Annotated in this window: 18 protein-coding genes and 1 tRNA gene; 7 read left to right on the top strand and 12 right to left on the bottom strand. The window is 60.7% G+C overall.

Annotated features, from left to right (window positions below):
• Positions 1 to 20 precede the first annotated feature (20 nt).
• The 3 genes from AB8A27_RS21635 to AB8A27_RS21625 all read right to left on the bottom strand — a co-directional run bounded on the left by AB8A27_RS21635 (position 21) and on the right by AB8A27_RS21625 (position 2,487).
• Positions 21 to 638, bottom strand: coding sequence for a glutathione S-transferase family protein (locus AB8A27_RS21635; protein ID WP_441243682.1), 618 nt, complete (start codon positions 636 to 638; stop codon positions 21 to 23).
• A gap of 66 nt (positions 639 to 704) precedes the next feature.
• Complete coding sequence (locus AB8A27_RS21630) at positions 705 to 1,547, bottom strand: fumarylacetoacetate hydrolase family protein (protein ID WP_092146048.1); 843 nt, start codon at positions 1,545 to 1,547, stop codon at positions 705 to 707.
• Between the two features lie 88 nt (positions 1,548 to 1,635).
• The gene (locus AB8A27_RS21625; RefSeq protein WP_441243681.1) at positions 1,636 to 2,487 is read right to left on the bottom strand and encodes an MBL fold metallo-hydrolase; all 852 of its coding nucleotides are present in this window, start codon (positions 2,485 to 2,487) and stop codon (positions 1,636 to 1,638) included.
• 128 nt (positions 2,488 to 2,615) lie between these two features.
• On the opposite strand from AB8A27_RS21625, the gene AB8A27_RS21620 reads away from it, so the two are divergent.
• On the top strand, positions 2,616 to 3,029 hold the full coding sequence (locus tag AB8A27_RS21620; protein WP_441244981.1) for a DUF3775 domain-containing protein: 414 nt from the start codon (positions 2,616 to 2,618) through the stop codon (positions 3,027 to 3,029).
• Between the two features lie 71 nt (positions 3,030 to 3,100).
• Here AB8A27_RS21620 and AB8A27_RS21615 read toward each other — a convergent pair whose 3' ends face one another.
• Both AB8A27_RS21615 and AB8A27_RS21610 read right to left on the bottom strand, forming a co-directional pair.
• Entirely contained in the window at positions 3,101 to 3,883 is a 783-nt protein-coding gene (locus tag AB8A27_RS21615) for an SDR family oxidoreductase (RefSeq protein WP_092146228.1), read from the bottom strand.
• Positions 3,884 to 3,969: 86 nt separating this feature from the next.
• A complete protein-coding gene (locus tag AB8A27_RS21610; RefSeq protein WP_441243680.1) occupies positions 3,970 to 4,485 on the bottom strand; it encodes a CvpA family protein in 516 nt (171 codons plus the stop codon).
• Between the two features lie 111 nt (positions 4,486 to 4,596).
• On the opposite strand from AB8A27_RS21610, the gene AB8A27_RS21605 reads away from it, so the two are divergent.
• Together AB8A27_RS21605 and AB8A27_RS21600 are read left to right on the top strand one after the other, a co-directional pair.
• A complete protein-coding gene (locus tag AB8A27_RS21605) occupies positions 4,597 to 5,358 on the top strand; it encodes an SDR family NAD(P)-dependent oxidoreductase (RefSeq protein ID WP_441243679.1) in 762 nt (253 codons plus the stop codon).
• Positions 5,359 to 5,642: 284 nt separating this feature from the next.
• Positions 5,643 to 5,719 (top strand) — tRNA-Met (locus tag AB8A27_RS21600).
• Positions 5,720 to 5,932: 213 nt separating this feature from the next.
• Here the strand turns inward: AB8A27_RS21600 and AB8A27_RS21595 are convergent.
• The 4 genes from AB8A27_RS21595 to AB8A27_RS21580 all read right to left on the bottom strand — a co-directional run bounded on the left by AB8A27_RS21595 (position 5,933) and on the right by AB8A27_RS21580 (position 10,120).
• Positions 5,933 to 7,120 carry an MFS transporter gene (locus tag AB8A27_RS21595; RefSeq protein ID WP_441244980.1) on the bottom strand — a complete coding sequence of 396 codons (1,188 nt, stop codon included), beginning with the start codon at positions 7,118 to 7,120 and terminating at the stop codon, positions 5,933 to 5,935.
• A gap of 20 nt (positions 7,121 to 7,140) precedes the next feature.
• The gene (locus AB8A27_RS21590; RefSeq protein WP_441244979.1) at positions 7,141 to 8,316 is read right to left on the bottom strand and encodes an MFS transporter; all 1,176 of its coding nucleotides are present in this window, start codon (positions 8,314 to 8,316) and stop codon (positions 7,141 to 7,143) included.
• 88 nt (positions 8,317 to 8,404) lie between these two features.
• Entirely contained in the window at positions 8,405 to 9,751 is a 1,347-nt protein-coding gene (locus AB8A27_RS21585; protein WP_441243678.1) for an NAD(P)-binding domain-containing protein, read from the bottom strand.
• A 48-nt stretch (positions 9,752 to 9,799) separates the two neighbouring features.
• Positions 9,800 to 10,120, bottom strand: a complete 321-nt coding sequence (locus tag AB8A27_RS21580; RefSeq protein WP_441243677.1) for an ArsR/SmtB family transcription factor — start codon at positions 10,118 to 10,120, stop codon at positions 9,800 to 9,802.
• 112 nt (positions 10,121 to 10,232) lie between these two features.
• On the opposite strand from AB8A27_RS21580, the gene AB8A27_RS21575 reads away from it, so the two are divergent.
• From AB8A27_RS21575 to arsC, 4 genes are read left to right on the top strand one after another with little or no spacing between them, the layout of a single operon-like run.
• Positions 10,233 to 10,613: an ArsR/SmtB family transcription factor gene (locus AB8A27_RS21575; RefSeq protein ID WP_441243676.1), complete on the top strand. Its 381-nt coding sequence runs from the start codon at positions 10,233 to 10,235 to the stop codon at positions 10,611 to 10,613.
• An 11-nt stretch (positions 10,614 to 10,624) separates the two neighbouring features.
• The gene (locus tag AB8A27_RS21570; protein WP_441243675.1) at positions 10,625 to 11,152 is read left to right on the top strand and encodes an arsenate reductase ArsC; all 528 of its coding nucleotides are present in this window, start codon (positions 10,625 to 10,627) and stop codon (positions 11,150 to 11,152) included.
• A gap of 1 nt (position 11,153) precedes the next feature.
• Positions 11,154 to 12,209, top strand: a complete 1,056-nt coding sequence (gene arsB / locus AB8A27_RS21565) for an ACR3 family arsenite efflux transporter (RefSeq protein WP_441243674.1) — start codon at positions 11,154 to 11,156, stop codon at positions 12,207 to 12,209.
• Complete coding sequence (gene arsC / locus AB8A27_RS21560; protein ID WP_441243673.1) at positions 12,206 to 12,613, top strand: arsenate reductase (glutaredoxin); 408 nt, start codon at positions 12,206 to 12,208, stop codon at positions 12,611 to 12,613. Before arsB ends, arsC begins: the two co-directional genes overlap by 4 nt.
• Before the next feature lie 136 nt (positions 12,614 to 12,749).
• Here the strand turns inward: arsC and AB8A27_RS21555 are convergent, their stop codons facing one another.
• The 3 genes from AB8A27_RS21555 to AB8A27_RS21545 are packed head-to-tail and all read right to left on the bottom strand — an operon-like array spanning position 12,750 to position 17,718.
• Complete coding sequence (locus AB8A27_RS21555) at positions 12,750 to 13,862, bottom strand: ABC transporter permease (protein ID WP_441243672.1); 1,113 nt, start codon at positions 13,860 to 13,862, stop codon at positions 12,750 to 12,752.
• Positions 13,863 to 13,864: 2 nt separating this feature from the next.
• On the bottom strand, positions 13,865 to 16,651 hold the full coding sequence (rbbA, locus tag AB8A27_RS21550) for a ribosome-associated ATPase/putative transporter RbbA (RefSeq protein ID WP_441243671.1): 2,787 nt from the start codon (positions 16,649 to 16,651) through the stop codon (positions 13,865 to 13,867).
• Positions 16,648 to 17,718, bottom strand: coding sequence for an HlyD family secretion protein (locus AB8A27_RS21545; protein WP_441243670.1), 1,071 nt, complete (start codon positions 17,716 to 17,718; stop codon positions 16,648 to 16,650). Before AB8A27_RS21545 ends, rbbA begins: the two co-directional genes overlap by 4 nt.

Genomic DNA, 17,718 nt, shown 5'->3' with positions numbered 1-17,718 from the left:
CGTCAGCTTGCTTTTTTGTCTTAACCCTTTGGCGGAGCGGATATTTTTACCGATTCCCGCTGCAGCATTTTGTCATGGAAGGCGTCGAGTTTCGGAAACGCCTTGCGCCATCCGCAGTCCGGGAAGCGGAAGTCGGCATAGCCGAGCACACAGACGAGCGCGATCTGCGCCGCATCCAACGGACGCGTCAGGATGTCCGGATGATTCTCGAAACGCGTAAGCCCCTGCCACGCGCGATCCCACTGATCGTCATACCAGGCCTGCCACAGCAGTTCCTTCGGACGCACGCCGATTTCGTAGCGGCACAGCAGCATTGCATCGGTCATGCCTTGCAGCATCGAATGTTCGCTCTTCACCTTCCAGCGCGCGGCACCAGAGGCCGGGATCAGCTTGTTGCCGCCGGCGAGCTCGTCGAGATATTCGGTGATGACGTAGGAGTCGACGATGACATTGCCATCGTCGAGGATCAGCGCGGGCAGTTTCCTGACCGGGCTGACGTCATGTGCATAGGCTTCGTTTTTCTGGGTCGGTGCGACAGAGGCAGGCGTGAGTTCGATCTTGTCGATCAATCCGAGTTCGATCGCGGCGATGCGCACCTTGCGCGCGAAGGGCGAACCCTGAGAAAAAGTCAGCTTCATGTTCGATGTCTTTCATGAATGGAAAGCACGGACACGCCCAGCATGTCCGTGCGCAATGAAGGCCGCTTAAGCCGCAATCACTTTCTGCTTCTGCTCGCCAAGCTTCTCGATGCCGAGCGTCATGACGTCGCCGACTTCGAGGAATTTCGGCGGCTTCATGCCGAGGCCGACGCCGGGCGGCGTGCCGGTGGTGATGATATCGCCCGGCAGCAGCGTCATCATGCCGGACAGATACGAGACGATCTGCGGCACGTTGAAGATCATGGTCGCGGTCGAGCCGGTCTGGCAGCGCTTGCCATTGACGTCGAGATACATGCTGAGCTTGTGCACGTCGCCGACTTCGTCGGGCGTGACGAGCCACGGCCCAAGCGGGCCGAACGTGTCATGCGACTTGCCCTTGGTCCACTGGCCGCCGCGCTCGATCTGGAAAAAGCGTTCGGAAACGTCGTTGCAGACGCTGTAGCCGGCGACATGTTTCAGCGCATCGGCCTCGGTGACATACTTGGCTTTGGTGCCGATGATGATGGCGAGTTCGACTTCCCAGTCCAGTTTGGTCGAGCCACGGGGCTTTTCGACGTCGTCATTCGGGCCGCACAGGCTGTTGAGTGCCTTCATGAAGACGATGGGCTCTGACGGAATCGGCATGTTCGATTCAGCGGCGTGGTCGGCATAGTTGAGGCCGATCGCGATGAATTTCGGCTTGCCGCCAACGGGCGAGCCGATGCGCGGCGAGCCGCTTACGGCGGGCAGTGACGCAGGATCGAGCGCGGCGAGCTTGGCAAGATTGGCGGGTGCGAATGCGTCGTCGGCCAGATCCTTGATCTGTCCGGAGAGGTCGCGCAGCTTGCCGTCCTTGTCGATCAGTCCCGGCTTCTCGCTGCCGAACGCGCCGTATCTCACGAGCTTCATTGTCGTCTCCCTTGGGCTTGTCTGAAAGGTTGTGGAACAGGGCGCGGGGAAATTCAACCGCGATACGGAAAAGTCAGAGCCGCAAAAATCAGTGCTGCAGCGCGGCAAATTTGAAGGCATCTCCCGCGCGTGAAATGCGGCCGGCGCCGAAGTGGCCGCCGATCACCAGCGTCGGCGTATCCGCGAAACGCGAGAACAACGCGCGCCGTGATACGGCAGATTGCACCGGGTCGTAATCCGCCGTCGATGACCACTCCAGATGCGTCATCTGTACCGGGTGATGCGCGGCATCGCCCGTGAGCAGCGCTTCCTCGCCTGCGGATTTGATATGCACGCTCATATGCCCGGGGCTGTGGCCCGGCGTCGGGATCAGCGTGATCTCGTCCGAGAGCTGCGCATCGCTGGCAACGAGATCCATCAGCCCGGTATCGGCGATCGGCTTCACTGAATCGTTGAATACGGCGAGATGTGACGCCGTATCGCTATGCGTCGCCCAGTAATCGTATTCCTGCCGGCCGAACACATAGCGCGCGTTCGGGAATGTTGGCACCCATTGGCCGGCGACCAGTTTCGTATTCCAGCCGACATGGTCGACATGCAGATGCGTGCACAGCACCGTGTCGATGCTCTCCGGCGGAAAGCCGGCCGCCGTCATGTTCTCGAGGAACGGCGTGTGCAGATTATTCCAGGTCGGCACCGAACGGCCCTGCTTGTCGTTGCCCAAACAGGTATCGACGATGATCCTTTGCGTCGGCGTTTCCACCACCAGCGCGTGGATCGACATTATCAACCGGCCTTCGGGGGATGCAAATTCCGGCATCAGCCATGGCAGCGCATGGACTTCATCGGGGCCGACCTGTGGGAGGATGAAGCGCGTGCTGCCAATGGTCTGGCCTTCGATGACCTGCGTGACCCTGACCTTGCCGACCGTCCACTGCATCAGGCGTTCATCCCATTGTTCTTTTTAAAGCTGGAAGATGCGGGTTTCGGGCGTGGCGCGCAATGGATCATCTTGCCGGGCTGCGCGTTGTCTGGATGGAACATCAGGCCCTCAGCAAGGAGCGTGCGATGCCGGAGTTAGCGATTTCATCCGATAAAGTGGGTTTCCTGATCGAGAAGGCGCGGCAGTTCGACGCCAAGGATATCGCCTCGGATCCCGATTCCGGCTCGAATGGCGCCGACGACGATATGATCGATGTGCTGGAGGACAATGGCGAAGATCCGGTGGTGCGGGAAATCGTGGGCTTCATCAGCGCGCTCAGCGAGGACGAGCAGATCGATCTTGTCGCCCTGATGCGGCTAGGCCGCGGCGACGGCACTATCGAGGAATGGAGTGACTTGCGCCGCGAAGCAGCAGAAGGCCGCAATGGCCGCACCGCGCGCTATCTGCTGGGCGAGCCGTTGCTCGGCGATCTCCTCGCCGAAGGTTTGGAAGAATTCGGTGTCGATTGGTCCAACGAGCGCATTACGCCGGTCCATTGAGCGCGTAATCCAAAAACAAAGGCGATCGGCATGCGAGCCGATCGCCTTTTCGCGTCTTGAGATCTTGCCGCTTACATCGTGCCGGGGAAAGCGCCGCCGTCGAGCACGATGTTCTGGCCGGTGATGAAGCCGGACTTCGCGCTGCACAGCCAGGCGCAGGCCTGACCGAATTCATCGGCATCGCCGAAACGCCCTGCCGGATTTTCCGCGGCGCGCTTGGCCAGGATCTCGTCGATCGACAGGCCGGTCGCCTTGACCTGGCCGGCTGCAACGCCCTTCAGGCGATCGGTGTTGAACGGGCCGGGCAGCAGACCGTTGATGGTGACGTTGTTGCGCACGGTCTTGCGCGACAGGCCGGCGATGAAGCCTGTGAGGCCGCTGCGCGCGCCGTTGGACAGGCCGAGCACATCGATAGGCGCTTTCACGGCGGCCGAGGTGATATTGACGATGCGGCCGAACTTGCGCTCCATCATGCCGTCCACCGTCGCCTTGATCAGCTCGATCGGCGTCAGCATGTTGGCGTCGATGGCCTTGATCCAGTCGTCGCGGGTCCAGTTGCGGAAATCGCCGGGCGGCGGGCCGCCGGCATTGTTGACGAGGATGTCGATCTGGCCGGCTGCCTTCAGCGCGGCTTCGCGGCCTTCGACCGTGGTGATGTCGCCGACGACCTCGATCACCTCGACACCCGGATTAGCCTTGCGGATATCGGCTGCCGCGGCGGCCAGCGCTTCTGCGCCGCGTGCGGTCATGACGATATGCACGCCTTCTGCCGCTAGTGCTTCCGCGCAGCCGCGGCCGAGGCCCTTGCTGGATGCGCAAACAAGCGCGCGGCGGCCTTTGATTCCAAGATCCACGATGTCACTCCTGAAGTTGTCGAGATGGCGAAGAAAAGAGGCGGCCACTCTAGACCTTCGGGCGCGGCCTGATAAGGGCGCCGATGTCAGAGCCGATGCGCGCGTTTCCATTGCTCGATCGTGGCCGTCACGTCCGGCGGCAGCGATTTAACGCCTTTTTGCCCGGCCAGCGATAGCAGGGGCCGCAGATGTGAGCCGGTCATATAGGCCGGCTGCCGATCAGCTGGCACCAGCTGGTCGAAGATCAGCACGAGCGTCACCGCGATCAGGCCTACGCGGGTGGCCCCGAGCAAAGCGCCGGCGAGCCGGTCGCCGATACCGATCTCGTGACCGATCATGTCGTTGATCGCCATGCGCAGCAGCGAGCCGAGCACGATGCCTGACACCAGGAAGATCGCGAAGAACAGCAGTGAATTTTGCGTGGTCGGTGCGGCGGCGCTGCCGGACAGTTGCGGCGCGATCAGTCCGGTAATCCAGACAGCAATCGGCATCGCCAGCAGATAGCCCAGAATGGTTACGGCGCTGCGCAAGAGGCCGGCGCGGAAGCCGATGACCATGGCGACGATCAGGCCGACGTAAACGATGACATCGAAACTGTTCATCGCGGCTTCGTCCCCATGCGGCAATTCCGCGTCAAAGAAATCGGTGGAGCGCGGCGGTTTGCGATCGCGGCAAGGCCGGGTATCACTAGGGCAAAATCAAAGGGAAATGCCATGTCCGGGATATTCGACGTCAGTAAAGAAACCATCCTCATTACCGGTGCCTCGCAGGGCCTCGGCCGGCAATTTGCACGCGTGCTGTCCGCGCATGGCGCAGCTGTGGTGCTCGCAGCACGGCAGATGGGCAAGCTGGAGAGCCTGCAGAAGGAAATCACGGACAAGGGGGGGCGCGCTGTCGCGGTGTCGATGGACGTCACTGACAATGCCTCGATCGCAAAGGCGTTCGATGCCGCTGAAGCTGCGCTCGGGCCGGTCAGCGTGTTGATCAACAATGCCGGCATTGCGGTGGAGAAGATGGCCATCGATCAGACCGAGGCGGATTGGGACGCGGTCATCGGGGCCAATCTCAAGGGCGCCTATTTTGCGGCGACCGAAGCCGCGCGCCGCATGATCGCGCATAAAGTAGAGGGTAATATCGTCAATATCGCTTCGGTCCTCGGATTCGGGCTGACCAAGGCGGTGTCGCCCTATGCGATCTCCAAGGCCGGCATCGTGCAGACGACCAAGGCGCTGGCGCTGGAACTCGCCGCGCACCGCATTCGCGTCAATGCGCTGGCGCCGGGCTATATCGATACCGACATCAACCACGCCGCGTGGGACACGCCCGTGGGCGAGAAGCTGGTCAAGCGCATCGCGCAGCGCCGGGTCGGTCGTGAGAGCGATCTCGACGGTGCCATTCTGCTGTTGGCTTCGCAGGCCTCGCGTTACATGACCGGCAGTACCGTGACCGTGGATGGCGGCTTTTTGCTGAGCTAGGCCGCCAAAGAGCCGTCCAGCGGGCCTGAAAAGCCGGTTTCGGCGGTTGCATCCGGGGCGCGCCGGGTTGTACCGAAACAGGGCAGATCGGCGTTTTCCCGGGCCGTCATAAAAGCGCAAAAAGATCGCCGCTGCCCCTTTCCAAAGCAGGCCGGCATTGGTACATACCCCTCGCACCGAGGGCTTTGCCCCGGTTGCCTTCTCAGGAAGCCTCCGGACTGGGATCGATCGACGCTTTGGCGTTGGCCGACTTCGTTTTGTCTCTGGTTTTCCGAAAGGTTTGGCGCGGGGTGGAGCAGCCCGGTAGCTCGTCAGGCTCATAACCTGAAGGTCATAGGTTCAAATCCTATCCCCGCAACCAAACATCTATCTGATTACTAAGCTGAAGCAGCCGCCCCTTGGGGCGGTTTTTTCATTCGTGGAATCGCCACCGAGTCGCCACCGGCGACCAAAATGGTGAAGTTCGACCGCAGGCCAAAGCTGGCTCCGAACCGGCGCATGGAAGCACTTACTCGGATCGAGCAAGGTGAGGAAATCGAGTCTGTGGCGAGGTCCGTCAACGTCGATGAGGCAACTATTGCGCGGCCGAGGACATCGATTCCTTAAGGGCTGGGCTTGCCTGACGGTTGACGAAGCTGAGAGACACAAGCGCGAGAACGCTCAGTGCAGAAGATACCAGCAGTACCTGACCGCCGAGCTTATCGATGAGCAGGCTGAACCCGACTGGCGCCAGCGCTTGTGAGATGCGGGCTGGAGCGCCGAGTATCCCGAGGCGATAGCCATAGTTCTGTGGTCCGAATATCGCCAAGGGCAGGGTCCCGCGCGCAATGGTGAGAATTCCGTTGCCGGTGCCATGGAAGATAGCAAAGACACTGGCCGCGCCGCCGCCAAAGATCGCGACGACAATCGCGCCTAGCGGATGTGTCGTGCAGGCAAGGCGAGTGGTGACCAGGGGGTGGAGCCGGCCGAGTACACTGGCCTCCATCACGCGCGCGAAGACCTGCGCAGGACCGATGAAAGCTCCTGCGGCAATTGCCTGCACGGTGGTTGCGCCGGTGGCTTCAAGGATGCGGGGGAGGTGCGCTGCCATGGCGCCGGTGACAGCCCAGGCCGCAGCAAAGGCGACTGCCAGCAACACCATGGTGCGATCGATCGGGATATGAGGCTTGATTGTCTCTGTGGTCGCAGCGACGGCGCGCTTCACTTGCGGGATGAACCACAGGTTCAACGGGAGGCCGATCATCAAATGGGCGGCCGCCCATGCATAGCATGTGTTGCGCCAGCCGATGATCTCCAGTCCCCAGGCCGTCAGGGGCCAGCCGATGGTGCTGGCAAAGCCAGCGAGCAATGTAATTCCCGTAATCGCACGGCGCGCCTTGTCGCCATAGATTCGGCCGAGCGCGCCAAAAGCCGCATCGTAAAGGCCTAGTCCCATACCGATGCCCAAAAGCAGCCAAGCTACGGCGAGCATCCATAGTTCATGGGCCGAGCCAAGAAGAGCCAGGCCAAGAGCAAAGGTGACATTTGAAATCGAGAGGACCTGACGGCCCCCGACGGCATCAATCTGCCTGCCGACGCGCGGACCAAGCAGTCCGGATATCACCAGTGCCGCCGAGAACGCCGCAAAGAACCAGTTACTGGACATGCCGAGGTCGCGCGCGATGGGATCGGCGAGAATGGCGGGCAGATAATAGCTGGACGCCCATGCCAATGTTTGCGTGGTGCCGAGAGCCAGGATGATAGGGAGCTGTCGGTCGCTGATTGGAGATTCCATAAAACGTCCTAGGTAGGCTGGTTTGCAGCTCGCGTTCGAGACCATGCGAGGGCGAGAGGGCCGAGCAGAATGCCTGCGGCCAGGACGCAAAAGGCGAACAGCCACGCTGAAGCGACCTGCGGGCCACCAGCCAGATCGAGGGCGGACCCAACGCACCACGCGCCGAGTGCCGAAAAGCCGAATCCAACGGTTGAATGCACGGCCATCGTTGCCCCGCGACTATCGGGGTTGGCCGCCATGGTCATGCCAGCCGTCAACGCGCCGGAGTCGGCCGGGACGGTGATCGCGTAAATCAGGATGAGGGGTAGAAGGAGCCAGGGTGATTGGCCTGCCAGTGCTCCGATGAGAACCGCGACCAAGGCCGATATCACCATGATGGTGGTGACAGCGCGGTGCCGTCCGAGCCGGAGGGCGATCTCATTGCCCAGGATGCTGGACGGCATCGCCAATATGGAGAAAGCGAAACTGATGGCGATGGGCGTGAGATAAGAAGAGCCGCCGTGGTTGCTGGCGACAAAGGTCCAGAAAGCCACCAGCCAGGTCCGGATACCGTAGAGCTCGAAACAGTGAGCGCCATATCCCAGGACGAAACCCATCGCGGGCCTGTTACGGAATACCGGGGCGAAGTTGAGAAAGCGTCCCTTGCTGGATTTAGGGCTGAGCGGCTTCAGAAGAAGGCAAGCCGCTATCATGAAGAGAGGTCCCAATGATGTAAGGTAGAATGCCGCGCGCCAGCTGATGTTCTCCGCGACCAGTTGGGAGACGAGAAAAGAAAGCCCAACGCCCAATGAAAAGCTCGACGTATAGAGCGTCACCGCGCGAGACGAGTCGCCAGGGTTCAGCCGGTCGGTCAGGGCCTTGAGGCCTGGCATATAGGCTCCGGCAAAGCCAACTCCAGCCAGTGCCCACAAGACGGCTCCCGACCATAGACCTTGGGCAAAGAGGCCAAACAGCAGGGTCGCCAGAGCGCTCAAGGTGGAGCCTGCTATCAGGACGAAGCGCGCATCAATCCTGTCAGTAAGCGTTGCCAGGAAAGGGACAGCGAGCATGTAGCCTGCGGCATAGCTGCCAGCCAGCAGACCTGCGTTAGCGCCAGTCAACTGCCATTCGGGTATCAGGAACTGAGCAAGGATCGAGGGGACCACGACATGCGGCAGCAGGCTTCCCAGCTGACCGATGCACATCGCAAAGATTGCCGGGCGGCCTTGCCAAGTCCCAAAAAGGGTCACTGAACGCTATCCCATCGTGTGACTTGTTGGCGATGATGGTCATTCATGCGCAAACCGACGTCTCTGCTCGCTGTGCGGGGGCACAACAGCTGTTGTTTGGAGCTGGTTCGGGTCCGCCGCAGCAATTCGTCGCCTCAACGGAGGTGCGTGAGCAAACTCCCGTTTCAGGAAGAACGAGTTCAACGCGTTCGGCGGCCTCACGGTCGCCTGCGATATCCGCTGCGATCGAGCGTACCTGTTCATAGCCCGTCAACATCAGGAAGGTTGGAGCGCGTCCGTAGCTCTTCATCCCGGCAAAATAGAAACCGGGCTCGTCTTGCGCCAATTCCCGAGCACCATGGGGACGAACGGTCCCGCAGCTATGTTCGTTTGGATCGATTAAAGGGGCCAGGGCCACCGGGCATTCGACGGTGGAATCGAGTCTGATACGCAGTTCGCGCACGAAGTCGAAGTTTGGGCGGAAGCCGGTCGCTACGATCAGCTCATCGACAATGACATGGCGACTGCAGCAGGCCGATCCGGAAGTGATATGGAGCCGTTCGTTTTCAAGGCTCAGGCGTGTTGTCCGGAATCCCGGCTCGACTTGAATAAGACCTGCCGCGACCAATGATGCGAATGCTGAACCAAGTTCTCCTCGCGCAGCCAGCTTATCGTTGGCGCCGCCGCCAAATGCCCTGGCTGGGTCTTCGCCGCGAAGAAGCCAAATGACGGTGGTCTCCGGAGCTTCACGCTTGAGATGCGCAAGGCTGGTCAGGGTACCAATGGCGGAATGGCCTGCGCCGAGTACGGCAACTGCTCTACCAGCATACTTGGCTCGATCCGCACCAAGGACGTCCGGCATGGCGTATGCAACCCTGTCGGCGACATCCTTTTCGCCAAGGGCATAGAGGCCGTTTGCGCCAGCGGGGTTTGGCGTGGTCCACGTTCCTGAAACATCGATGACGGCATCGGCGCGGGTGACCTGCGTCGTGCCGCTTGAGGTTTCATAACGAACTTCAAATGGTGCCGAAGCGCGGCCATTGCTCTTGAGCTTGTCAAGGCCTTGGCGGCTGATGTCTGTGACTCTGCTTGAGGTGAGAATATGTTGCTGCAGTTTCGTTCTGCTAGCTAAAGGCACTAGATACTGTTCGACCAGTTGAGAGCCTGTCGGATAGTCTTCGGGCTCCGGGGAATTCCATCCCGTGGGCTCAAGCAGACGCCTGGCGGCTGGGTCGACATTGTATTCCCAAGGAGAGAACAGCTGTACATGCCCCCATTGCCGGACTGCATGGCCGACTTCAGGGCCTGCCTCCAGCACAATCGGCGTCATGCCTCTTTCCAAAATGTGGGATGCAGCAGCAAGACCGACCGGACCTGCTCCGATGATCGCAACCGTCTTGGCGTTGGCCATATCATTATCCCTTTATGCTAGAATTATAGAAATAAAGATCGGAAAAAATCATGCTGCGGAGCTCTTGGCCGGGGCGCATTCCTCTGCATCAGCGCAGCATTCGGCGACAAGGAAATCCACGAGTCCCTGCATGACGTCATAATTCGCGTGGCAGACAAGCGTCGTTGACTCCCGGACCTGACTGATCAGCCCGGCCGTTACGAGCGTCTTGATGTGATGAGAGAGTGTGGACGGAGCCACCTTGAGCTTGTCCTGAAGGCGGCCGACCGGCAGCCCGGCTTCACCGGCGCGAACAAGCGCTCGATAGACCTTGAGGCGGGTCGGGTTGCCCAGAGCTTCCAGGCGAATGGCTGCATCATCTAGCTTCATGGCTGCATCAAGGTCTCAAAAACGGCGAGAGTCAACCATATTTCTAGATTGATAGAAATAACAGATTGTCTCTCCTCTTGACTCGAGTCAAGAAATCCATAAAGCTGGATATATGGAAAAAGAAAACGCAATACTGGCCTTTGCCGCCCTCGCGCAGAACACCCGGCTTGATACGTTCAGGTTACTGGTAAAGGGCGAGCCGGAGGGCATCCCGGCTGGAGAACTGGCCCGCTTGGCCGGTATTCCGCAGAACACCATGTCCGCCCACCTGGCGGTCCTGTCGCGCGCGGGGCTCGTGGTAGGCGAGCGCCAAAGCCGCTCCATCATCTATCGCGCCAACCTCAAAACGTTTCAGGCGCTGACCCTGTTCATGATCGAGGACTGTTGCGGTGGCGATGCCGCGCAATGCGAGCCGCTGATAGCCAGCTTGATCCCCTGTTGCCCCCCAAAGACTGCGGACAAGCGGAAGACCAAAGCCAGCATCAAAGCCTAATGGAGGCACTCATGACTGACCGCGTTTACAACGTGCTGTTCCTCTGCACCGGCAACTCCGCGCGATCGGTACTTGCCGAGGCCATTCTGCGAAAAGATGGGGGCGGGCGCTTTCAGGCGTTCTCCGCAGGCAGTCAGCCGAAGGGCGATATCCATCCCATTGCCGTGAAGGTCCTCAAGAGCTTTGATTATCCGACCGAGGGTTTGCGATCCAAGAGCTGGCTGGAATACGCCGCCGTCGATGCGCCGAAAATGGATTTCGTCTTTACCGTTTGCGACAGCGCAGCTGGCGAGTCGTGTCCGGTCTGGCCTGGACAGCCGATGACGGCACATTGGGGCATCGAAGATCCCGCCGCAGTGACTGGATCTGATTTTGAAAAGGAAGCCGCCTTCGTTGCCGCCTTCCGCTACATGAAAAACCGCATTGCGGCATTCTCGGCGCTGCCGCTGTCATCTATCGACCCGATGTCCTTGCGCACGACACTGAAGGACATTGGTGCGGGCGAGGGGGCCAGTACTACCCGGCCTCAGGTCGCATAGCATGAGCGTCTTCGAACGATACCTGACACTATGGGTCGCCTTGTGCATCGTCGTTGGCGTGGCTCTGGGGCATCTGATGCCGGGCGTCTTTGGCGTTATCGCCAGCGCCGAGGTGGCGAAGGTGAACATACCCGTAGCGCTGCTCATCTGGCTGATGATCATACCGATGTTGCTGAAGATCGACTTCGGGGCGCTCGGCAAGGTCGCGGAGCATTGGCGCGGCGTTGGCGTGACCCTGTTCATCAACTGGGCGGTCAAGCCCTTTTCCATGGCGCTGCTCGGCACCTTCTTCATTGGCTATCTCTTCGCGCCGATGCTTCCTGCCGGGCAGACTTCCTCCTACATTGCGGGCCTCATCCTGCTGGCTGCGGCGCCGTGTACGGCCATGGTTTTCGTCTGGTCCAATCTTGTCGAGGGTGAACCGCATTACACGCTGAGCCAGGTTGCACTCAATGACGTGCTGATGGTGTTCCTGTTTGCGCCGCTGGTGGGCTTGCTGCTTGGCGTCGCTTCGATTTCGGTGCCTTGGGACACCTTGCTGCTCTCGGTCCTGCTCTACATCGTGGTGCCGGTGGTGATTGCGCAGATATGGCGGAGAGCCTTGCTTCGGTCAGGGCAGGGTACGTTCGATCGCACGGTTGGGCGTCTGGGTTCAGTGTCGCTGGTTGCCCTGCTTGCGACTCTCGTTTTGCTGTTCGGTTTTCAGGGCGAGCAGATCATCGCCCAGCCTACGGTTATCGCCATTCTCGCCGTGCCGATCCTTATCCAGGTCTACTTCAATGCAGGTTTGGCGTACTGGCTCAGCCGGCAATTTGGTGTTGCCTGGTGTGTCGCCGCTCCCGCCGCTCTCATTGGCGCGAGCAATTTCTTTGAGTTGGCGGTGGCTGCAGCCATCAGCCTGTTTGGGCTCAATTCAGGGGCTGCTCTGGCCACCGTGGTCGGCGTCCTTGTCGAAGTGCCGGTGATGTTGTCGGTGGTCAAAATCGTCAAGGCAACGCGCGGCTGGTACGAGGATGGCGCTTCATCACAAGCAAATAACGTGGAGGTGCGGCCATGACCGTGACGATCTATCATAATCCGGCATGTGGCACGTCCCGCAACACTCTGGCGATGATCCGCCAGAGTGGCGTTGAGCCTGAGGTTATAGAGTATGTGAAGACACCGCCTTCGCGTGAACGACTGGTTGAACTGCTTGCTGCCATGAATATGCCAGCCCGCGCATTGCTGCGTGAGAAGGGGACCCCGTATGCAGAATTGGGGCTAAGCGATCCCAAATGGAGCGAGGACGAGCTGGTCGATTTCATGATGGCGCATCCCATCCTTATCAACCGACCCATCGTGGTCACGCCGCACGGGGTGAAGCTATGCCGCCCGTCAGAGGCCGTGCTGGAAATCCTGCCAAACCCGCATATCGGCCGGTTTGTGAAGGAGGATGGAGACGTGATCGAGGCCAGCGCATAAACCGCGCATCCGCGCAGTAGAGGCAGAGGAACGTGAGAAGCTTCGGCGGCGATGAGGTTAAACAGGTGATTCCATATCGACGGTGGTGATCGTGCCATCGACTGACTTTGCCGGGACATGGCATCGGGAAACGCCGTTATCGCAAGAATTCTCTGAATCGTTGCAAAGAGAAGAAAAACAGGATCGCCCCGATCACCAGCAGCGCGGCGAGCTGCGGCCAAACCACATCAAGCCCGGCACCTCGGAACAGCACGGCTTGTGCGAGAATGACGAAGTGAGTGTTAGGCGCGGCGAGCATGATATTCTGGATGATCTCGGGCATGCTCTCCCGCGGCGTCGTGGCTCCCGACAACATTTGCAGCGGCATCAGCACGAGCATCATCAGCAGGCCGAATTGCGGCATGGTTCCCCCAACCGTCGCCAGGAAGATGCCCATGTTGGTCGTGGCGAAGAGATAGAGCGCGGTGCCAAGCAGGAATAGCAGGATCGAACCGCCGATCGGTACCGACAGCAATCCCTGCACGACAAACACCAGGGAAAAGCTGGACGCCAGCAGCACGACAAGGCCCATCGACCAGATCTTGCTCGCCATGATCTCGAACGGCGTCACCGGCATCACGAGCAGATGCTCGATGGTTCCGTGTTCACGCTCGCGGATCAGCGCGGCTCCGGTCAGAATGATCGACAGCATTGTGATGGAGGAGATCACGTTATTGATGGAGCCGAACCAGCCCTTGTTGAGTTCCGGGTTGAACCGCGCCCGGAGCGCGAGCTCGATAGGGAGAGGGGTAGCCGAGCGATAGCGGGCGAGAAATTCGCCGACCTCGTCGCCCACAATCGACTGGATATAGCCGCTTCCGGTGAAGGCCTGCGATATGCGGGTCGCATCCACGTCGAGTTGGATCGCTGGCGATCTCCGGGCCAGAAGGTCGCGCTGGAAGTTGGGCGGAATGTTGAGCGCGAAAGTATCGAGTCCCGCATCCATGCGCGCGTTCACCTCCGATTGGAGGATCAGCCGGGGTATCGTGAAAAATGGCGGATTGAACGCCGTGACAATGCGCGTCGATGCCGGCGACTTGTCCTCATCGACGATCGCGAGTGCGGCCTGGTTCAAGGTCTCCGGCTGCGACCTGGACGCCGTATAGATCGAGACCGTGAAAGCATAGACGATCAGGATCAGCATCATCGGATCGCGGAGCAGACCCCGCAATTCCTTGACGCCGAGCTGTATGATGTTGGAGACACGCATGTCTAGCTCGCTTGTTTCCGCAACAGCAGCACGCCAAGGCCGATCAGCACGGGGATGGTTACGAGTAGCGCAACGAATGGGCCCACCAGATCGCCAAAATCGAGTCCTTTGGAGAAGGTGCCGCGCGTGATGGTGACGAAATGCGCGGTGGGATAAATCCGCCCGATGAAGGCGCCGGCTCCCTGAAGGGACGATACCGGATCGACCAGCCCTGAATATGTCGTGGCGGGGATCATGGTCAGCAGCGCGGTCGCGAAGATCGCGGCGATCTGACTGCTTATGAATGCCGAGATGACGAGTCCCATCGCGGTGGTAATAATGACGTAAAGAAGCGCCGCGGTCGTAAAGGCGAAGAAGCTGCCGGTGAATGGGACGCGGAAGACGAATACGGCAAAGGCCGTCAAAAGAAAGAAATTCAGCATGGCGAGCGCCACATACGGAAGTTGTTTGCCGGCCAAAAACTCCAGTCGTGTCACCGGCGTTACGTAGAAATTGATGATCGATCCAAGCTCCTTCTCGCGTACGACGCTCAGCGTCGCCAATATCGCAGGTATGATCAGCAGCAGGATCGGGATCACGGCGGGAGCCATGGCCACGATGCTCTTGATGTCAGGGTTGTAGCGGAAGCGAACCTCGATCCGGAAATCGCCTGTGGTCGCGGCGTTACCGTAGAGCAGCAGGGCACGCTGCGTCAGCCACGTTGCGTGCATTGCCTGCACGTAACTCCTCACGGTTTCCGCGCGCGAGGGCATCGCCCCGTCGATCCACGCGCCGATCTGGACGTTGCGACCGTGTGCGGCATCGCGCGCGAATCCGGGTGGAATCTCGAGCGCGAGACTGAGTTCACCGCTGCGCATGCGGCGATCGAGATCGTCATAATCGGTAATCGGAGGCATTTCCGTGAAATAGCGGGATCCCGAGATCTGCAGGATGTAATCGCGACTTATCGTCGTGTCGTCATGGTCCATGACCGCGAACGAGAGATTCTCGACGTCCATGTTGAGGCCGTAGCCCAGCACGAACATCATGATGAGGCTGCCGAGAACGGCCAGCGTGGCACGGATCGGATCGCGCCGCAGCTCGAGCGCCTCCCGATGCGTGTAGGCGAACATGCGCCGCAGATCGAAGAATCGCGTGAGCCATCCGCGTGCCGCACCGTTATTGCTGGCTGGCTCAGCCTCGATCGCTGTCGCCGGTACGGCTCTCGGGAGCTCGGTATCCGTCGCCCCGATCGCGTCTTGCAGATAGGCGACGAAGGCTTCTTCGAGGCTCCCTCCGCCGCGCAGCTCGGCGAGCCTGGCTGGTGCATCGCTGATGAGCACCTTGCCCGCGTGCATCAGTGAGATACGGTCGCAACGCTCGGCCTCGTTCATGAAATGCGTCGACACGAAGATCGTGACATTGTCCTTGCGAGAGAGGTCGGACAGACTTTGCCAGAAGTCGTCGCGCGCCACCGGATCGACGCCAGATGTAGGCTCGTCGAGAATCAAGATTTCGGGTGCATGGATCATCGCCACCGCCAGGGAAAGGCGTTGGCGGACGCCAAGCGGCAACGCAGCGGGCAACGTGTCGATGACATCGACGAGGTCGAAGCGCCGCGCCATTTCCTGAATGCGACCTTCGATCATGTCCGGGGCAAGCCGAAACAGCCGCGCATGCAGTTCGAGGTTCTGCCGGATCGTCAACTCGGAATAGAGCGAGAAGGCCTGCGACATGTAGCCGACGCGACGCCGCACATCCATGTCGTTGGGATCTACCTCGTGGCCGAACAATCTTGCAGTGCCTTCGCTGGCGGGCAGCAGCCCGGTCAGCACCTTCATGGTCGTGGTCTTGCCGCAACCGTTTGAGCCGAGAAAGCCGAAGATCTCGCCGCGGGGAATGCGGAAACTCACATTGTTGACGGCGGTAAAATTGCCGAACCTCACGGTGAGATGCTCGGCCTCGATGGCGATGTCGTCGGCGGATCCGCTTGGGCAAGGTGGGATCACCACTTCCTTGTGATCCCGGCGCTGCGCCTCGGGGAGCAGGGCGATAAAGGCGGCATCGAGGTTGGCCGCACCCGTCTGCCGCAGCAGGTCGGCGGGCGCGCCGGTTGCAAGCACGCGGCCTTCGTCCATGGCGACCAGCCAGTCGAAGCGAGCGGCCTCCTCCATATAGGCGGTCGCGACTATGACGCTCATGCCGGGGTGACTGCCGCGGATTCCGTCGATCAGTTCCCAGAATTGGCGGCGTGAGAGCGGGTCGACACCGGTGGTCGGTTCATCCAGGATCAGGAGGTCCGGATCGTGGATCAGCGCGCAGCACAGGCTGAGCTTCTGCTTCATGCCGCCCGACAGCTTGCCGGCCGGCCGGTCCGCGAAAGGAGCGAGCCCCGTACCTAGCAGAAGCTCGTCGATTCGCTGTTCGCGCTCGGGCCTGTCCTGGCCGAACAGACGACCAAAGAAATCGGCATTTTCGAAGACCGATAAGGTCGGGTAGAGATTCTTGCCGAGCCCTTGCGGCATGTAGGCGATCTGCGGGCATGTCCGCCTCCGGTGTGCGGCATCGGCCATGTCGCCGCCGAGCACATGGACATGTCCTTCCTGGATCGCGCGGGCACCCGCGATCAGCGAGAGCAGGCTGGATTTGCCGACGCCATCGGGTCCGATCAGTCCCACCATGCGCCCGGACGGAATATCGAGCGTGATGCCATCCAGCGCGCGTGTCTTGCCGTAGAACAGTCCGACCGCTTCCAGACGTATCACTGGGGCGGAAGGATCAGATCGATCTTCGTTCGACGTGGTGCTCATTTGACCAGATGTTCCGTCAACCGCGCCGGCCATTCGGCATTTGGATCAAGGCGGATGAAGGCACGGCCGGGCAGGCCAGTCTTGACCTGTTCGATGTGTCTCCGCAGCAGCTCTGGCGGGATATGTGCCCTGATGCGGAACATCAGTTTCTGACGCTCCTCCTCGGTCTCAACCGTCTTGGGTGTGAACTGCGCAACGTTGGCGACGAACGTCGCCTTGGCGGGAATGACCCATTGCGGGGCGGCGTCGAGCACGAGTCGAACTTCCGAACCAATGGCGACGCGGCCGGCCTGCGCCGTCGGCAGGAAGAAGGTCATGTAGACCTCGCTGAGGTCGACGAGGTTGAGCACGCGTCCGCCGGCGGTGAGGACCTCTCCCGGCTGGGCCACCCGGAACTGGACGCGGCCGTCGCGCGGCGCTCGGAGCGTGCTATCGGTGATATCCGCCTTGATGCTCTCGATGGCGGCCTTCGCTGCCTCGACGGCTGCCTCGGCATCGACCACTTGCGCCCCCGCAGCGCTGATTGCGGCCTCCGAGGCTGCAAGCTGTGCCTCTGCCGCAGCTACGGCTGCCCTCGCCCCGTTGGCAGCAGCACGGTCGTCATCGAGCACCTGCTGCGATACAGCGTTGGTCCTGATCAGTTGCTCGGAGCGCTGCAGCTTTCGATCGGCTGCATCCAGTTCGGCGCTGCGTTGGGCGATGACGGCTGTCGCCGTCTTCTTCTCGGCCTCGCGCTGGGTCACGAGACTCTTCGCAGTATCGATACCGATCGTGGCACGCCGCAACTGCGCCTGGGCCTGACGGTACTGCGCCTCGAGCTGCACCGTGTCCATTTGTGCCAACACCTGCCCCACCGAGACCAGATCGCCCTCTCTCGCCAGAATGTCCCGGATGCGTCCGGGCGCCTTGGTCGCGATATCGATTTCGACGGCCTCGATACGGCCGTTGCCGCTGGCGAATCCGGGCGGAAGATTGTCGCCCTTGAGCTTTTGCCAGGCAAAGTAGCCGCCGGCGCCGAGGGCCACGGCGAGGAGGGCGATCAACCAGCGTTTTCGATTGCTTGCCAT

It is taken from the genome of Tardiphaga sp. 768_D3_N2_1 (assembly GCF_052076105.1).
Lineage (GTDB): Bacteria > Pseudomonadota > Alphaproteobacteria > Rhizobiales > Xanthobacteraceae > Tardiphaga.
The sequence above is the reverse complement of the archived record's forward strand: the minus strand, read 5'-3'. Positions and strand labels throughout refer to the sequence as shown.